Below are 4,014 nucleotides of genomic sequence, written 5' to 3' on the forward strand. Positions count from 1 at the left end.
CAGCAACTCGCGCTTGGCGCCGGCCGTCTTGAGGCTGAATCCCTCCATGTGCGAGCCGGCCACCTTCGCCGAGCCGGCGACTGCTTCTAACGGCGCTCTTGCCTGCTCGATTTCCGCGAGGGACTGCTTGTACTGGCGCGACGTGACTTCGCCGGCCTTGAACTGCTTTTCCAGCTCGCGCTGCGCTTGCGCGAGACCCGCCAGCCCTACCCTGGCCTTGTCGGCGTCCAGTCCGGCGAGCGCGGCGTTGTACTCCTGTTGCGTCAGTTGGCCATGCTTGAAAGCGTCGGCCAGTTTGGCTTCGTCCTGGGCAAGCTTCCGAGTCGCCGCGCCGACCGGGTCGTATCGACTGCGCAGCGAATCGAGGCTTTGCGTCAGCCGCGCTTCCTCCTTACTCAACGTCGCAAACGAAGCGGCGTACTGCTCCTGCGACATGGCCCCCTTCGCCATGACTGAATCGAGCATGCCGAACTGCGACTCCAGCTCGCCGAACGACGTTGCGCCGAGTTGGAGCGCTTCATTGAATGCCTGTTGCTCGCGTGTGGCCGCAGCGGTTTGCCGGGCCGCATCGATCATCGCTTGACTCTGACGGGCGACGACCTCGCGCACGTCTGCGACCGAAGGCCCCCCCGAAGGACCTGCCGTCGCAGCCGCGGCATACGAGGCGCGGGCGGATTCGGCCATCGCGCGTTGGTACTGCCCGGCTCGAATCGCGACATCGCTCAGCCGCAGGCCAAGTTGCTCCTCGTTCGCAGCCAGCGCGCTCGCCGCGCCTGCGGCGATGTTCGTCGATTCCGCAATGCCGCGCTGAGCCGCCTCATGGGCACGGAGCTTTTCAAGCGGTGCGGCGAGTGCATCGCTCAGGCCCAACTGCTCCGCCTTGTAAGCGAGCGTTTCGACCTTGGACATGCCCCAGGTCGCCGCCATCTCTCGGACCGTCTTTTCGAGCTTTTGCGCCTCGCGATCGATGATAGTAATTGCGGCGGCGCCGTCGCGTGCGCCACCACCCATTCCTTCCGAAAGCGCCCGCCCGCTCTGCTCGCCCGCCTGGGCGACGCTGCGCAGACGCGCCTCGGCTTGCCCCGTGTCCGCCGTGAAGCGCAGGACGTATTGCCCCTGTGATGCCATATCGCTTTCCTAGTGCCTGTCGTTGAGATACTCGACGGCGGCGCCTTCCATCACCTGGATCTGCTCGAAGAGGTCAGGAACGTCTTCAGGCGGTACGCGACGCAAGCGGAATACCGCCTCCAGTGACGGATAGTCGATGCCCTGATACGCAAAACCGCCCATGCCGAACGAGACAGTGCGCCATTGCGACATTGCGGAGAGAAAGCAGCAGTACGCCTCGACCTGGTCGGCGAATAGCTGCGCGCCGGGATCTGCCGGACGGTTTCGGGCAAACTGCGCTGCCTCGTGCGCGCCGAAGGCTTCCAGCGCTTTGGCGACCGAGCGGTCCACCGCGAACGATGCGCGCTCACCCGCCGCGTAGCGTGCCGCCGCCCTCAGTTTTTTACGGCCACCTCGGCCAGGCTCTGCCAGAAAGCGCGAACGAGCGCGAGAAAGGCCAGCGGGTCCTGCAACACAGCCGCCTTCGTCTCGTCGTTAGCGGGCAACTCGGCGCCGTTCTCGTCGACCACGCCGGCTACGCTGACGAGCACTGCGTCGAGCACGTCGAGAGGTTTGCTCTTTTCCAGTTGCTCGACTTCGTTGCGCGACTTGTACCGGAACGTTGCCACCAGGCGCTGGGTCGTACCGGTGCCGTCGGTCGCCTCGCTGTGGACCGGGACGTCGACCGGGTGTGTGTAGATCGGATTCTTTTTGATGACGTAAGCGGGCATGGGTTGCTCCCTGGAATGTTAAAAGCCCGCGCGTGCGGGCTTAGTGGTTGACTGCGTACTGCCGGCGCCGGCCTACTTGACCGTTATCACCAGCTCGTCGTTGCCGACGTTGGGCAGCAGACTGAGATTCGCCGTGATGCGGGCGTTACCCTTGTCGTCGGCGTACTTCAGCGCGCTCAACTGCACTTTGGGCGCATCGAATTGCACGATGCCGCCCGGCTTGTTTCCGTGCGTGAAGGACAGGGGCGCGAGCACCGCACCGCGAACATCCGCCCACCAGTCCTTTTTGGCGACGCTCTCCAGCTCGAAGGTGATCGAGCCAGTCGGCGCCCGGCCACTCAACTGCGGCCCTTGCGCCCCGACCAGCATGCGATAACTGATCGTCGCTGCGATGTCGATGGTCAGCGCCGCCAACACCCCGGACGTACCGTGCAAGCTCCACGCTGGCGTCGCGGCACCGCCCACGATCTGCGGGTCCATGAACTTCGCGAAGCTCACCCCGCTCGGCATGAGCTGATCGATCACGCCCCCGTCGACGCCCACGATGTGGAATTTCATCTTCGGGATGCCGCCTGCCGTGAGGTCGAAGCTGACAGTGGCGATGCCGTCCGTCATCTTGTGCAGGATGCCGTCGAGGAAATACCAGACGGTCAAGCGCACCGGGTCCTCGCTGTGCGGCGTGTACTTGACGTCGGTATCGGCCGTGATGGTCTCGGTGAAACCGCAAGCGGTCAACAACGCGCCCCACGCCGGCGCCGTGCCAGCCGCGCCCGAGCCGGCGACCTCGACCTCGAAGTCAAGCTCTTGATGCACCGAGGCGGCCAGTTGCTGGTTGTTGCCGAAGTGCCCTTTGATGTTGTCGCGCTCGACCCATTCCGCACTCACCGGGTCGCTACTCACGTTGCGGACAAGCATCGCATCGCCGCCGGTCGGCGCGGCTGGCGTGCCGACGGCGGTCTGGCGCTTGACCAGGATGACGGTTTTATCCGTTTTCTTGCCCATAGTCGTGGCTGTCCTCGTCGAGCGCAGGCAACTGCTGCTCGACAATGTCGACCGGCGCCGGCAAGGCGTCGATCATCGGTTGACGTTTCCCGGTACGCGGGTCGAATAGATACGTGCCGGCCTTGCCGGCGAATTCATCGTTGACGATCGCCGTCAACGAATCGAGAGGCTGCGTTGTGGCAGGCATTTCGCTACCCATCGGTTAGTTTTCCCCCGAGCGAATCGCCGCTCGTTCGGTAGTGCATGACGTAGTGCGTCGTACACAGACAAAGGTTGGAATTGGATTCGCCGAACATCGGCGGATCGGCCCCGCCGTCCACGCTTTCCTCGATCGAAATGAGGCCAGGCAAATCCAGCGCAACGATGATCGGATGCGCAATCTCCAGGATGCGGTCCGCCTCAACGTCTGGCGCCGGCGCCCTGACAATGACGGTCGCGAGCACTTCGCAGAACCGGTCCGTCACACCCATGTTTGTGCGCCGTGGCAACTCCCCACCCCGGTGAATAACCAGCGTCGAGCCTGCCGCCTCGTCGAGCGCATCAAGGACGGATTCCCCGATCGCCACCCTTGCAGTCAGTTGGGCGTCGGCTTGAAGCGACGCGCGTAGCGCACCGAGCAACTGCTGGCGAAGAATGGTCATAGGGCACGCTCCAGGTTCATCGCCACCTGCCGCTCGAAACCCCGCGAGCCGTGCGGCTGGGGGATGCGGCAGACAAGCAGCTCGCGCCCGATCAGCACCCGCGTGCCGGTCTTGATGTCTGACCCCTCGTCGATCGGGTAGATCATTCGTCGTAGCGCGTTCGCGGCTGCCCCGTCGAACTCGTCGTCGGCCTTCACCACATAACGCACTTGAATGGATCGCTCATCCGGCGTGCCCGGATGCAACCTGGCCTCGACCAACCCGCCGGTCTGACGCGCGATGCGCCACAGGGTCGCCGGCTGCAACATGATCAGACCGTGCCGTTGAGGCGCACGCGCGCCACGGCGACGCCTGCGGCCTTGCCGAGGACCACCGCACCGATCAGCACGTTGTCGGCTGCCGTGCCCGTCACCGCCTTGTTGGTCGCGTCCCAATAGGCTTTGGCGCCCTGGGCCAGCGCGGCGTTTGCCGCCGGCAAGTCGTAGACGCCGACCACCTCGAACTCGCCCGGCACGCCGGCCGGGACATCGCCA

Annotated in this window: 7 protein-coding genes and 1 pseudogene; all 8 read right to left on the bottom strand. The window is 64.7% G+C overall.

Annotated features, from left to right (window positions below; translation table 11 throughout):
* Nucleotides 1-1,128, bottom strand: a pseudogene (locus tag BLU54_RS23925) (hypothetical protein); the annotation flags it as partial.
* A 9-nt stretch (nucleotides 1,129-1,137) separates the two neighbouring features.
* Complete coding sequence (locus BLU54_RS22885; RefSeq protein ID WP_170845279.1) at nucleotides 1,138-1,458, bottom strand: DUF1799 domain-containing protein; 321 nt, start codon at nucleotides 1,456-1,458, stop codon at nucleotides 1,138-1,140.
* Between the two features lie 44 nt (nucleotides 1,459-1,502).
* The gene (locus BLU54_RS22890) at nucleotides 1,503-1,838 is read right to left on the bottom strand and encodes a hypothetical protein (protein ID WP_091913506.1); all 336 of its coding nucleotides are present in this window, start codon (nucleotides 1,836-1,838) and stop codon (nucleotides 1,503-1,505) included.
* A 72-nt stretch (nucleotides 1,839-1,910) separates the two neighbouring features.
* Complete coding sequence (locus BLU54_RS22895) at nucleotides 1,911-2,840, bottom strand: phage tail tube protein (RefSeq protein ID WP_091913508.1); 930 nt, start codon at nucleotides 2,838-2,840, stop codon at nucleotides 1,911-1,913.
* A complete protein-coding gene (locus BLU54_RS22900; RefSeq protein WP_139169806.1) occupies nucleotides 2,821-3,027 on the bottom strand; it encodes a hypothetical protein in 207 nt (68 codons plus the stop codon). The genes BLU54_RS22895 and BLU54_RS22900 overlap by 20 nt, the downstream gene beginning before the upstream one ends.
* Before the next feature lie 4 nt (nucleotides 3,028-3,031).
* Nucleotides 3,032-3,481: a hypothetical protein gene (locus tag BLU54_RS22905; RefSeq protein ID WP_091913512.1), complete on the bottom strand. Its 450-nt coding sequence runs from the start codon at nucleotides 3,479-3,481 to the stop codon at nucleotides 3,032-3,034.
* On the bottom strand, nucleotides 3,478-3,789 hold the full coding sequence (locus BLU54_RS22910) for a hypothetical protein (RefSeq protein ID WP_091913514.1): 312 nt from the start codon (nucleotides 3,787-3,789) through the stop codon (nucleotides 3,478-3,480). The genes BLU54_RS22905 and BLU54_RS22910 overlap by 4 nt, the downstream gene beginning before the upstream one ends.
* A gap of 2 nt (nucleotides 3,790-3,791) precedes the next feature.
* The coding region (locus BLU54_RS22915) for a DUF2190 family protein (protein ID WP_139169807.1) at nucleotides 3,792-4,014 on the bottom strand (223 nt) is incomplete at its 5' end.

Origin of the sequence: Chitinasiproducens palmae (assembly GCF_900095735.1) — a bacterium.
GTDB classification, from domain to species: Bacteria; Pseudomonadota; Gammaproteobacteria; order Burkholderiales; family Burkholderiaceae; genus Chitinasiproducens; species Chitinasiproducens palmae.

What these genes read in the sequence shown, in the direction of transcription:
- BLU54_RS22890 (WP_091913506.1), bottom strand. Translation starts at nt 1,838, where the DNA reads ATGCCCGCTTACGTCATCAAAAAGAATCCGATCTACACACACCCGGTC.
- BLU54_RS22895 (WP_091913508.1), bottom strand. Translation starts at nt 2,840, where the DNA reads ATGGGCAAGAAAACGGATAAAACCGTCATCCTGGTCAAGCGCCAGACC.
- BLU54_RS22900 (WP_139169806.1), bottom strand. Translation starts at nt 3,027, where the DNA reads ATGCCTGCCACAACGCAGCCTCTCGATTCGTTGACGGCGATCGTCAAC.
- BLU54_RS22905 (WP_091913512.1), bottom strand. Translation starts at nt 3,481, where the DNA reads ATGACCATTCTTCGCCAGCAGTTGCTCGGTGCGCTACGCGCGTCGCTT.
- BLU54_RS22910 (WP_091913514.1), bottom strand. Translation starts at nt 3,789, where the DNA reads ATGTTGCAGCCGGCGACCCTGTGGCGCATCGCGCGTCAGACCGGCGGG.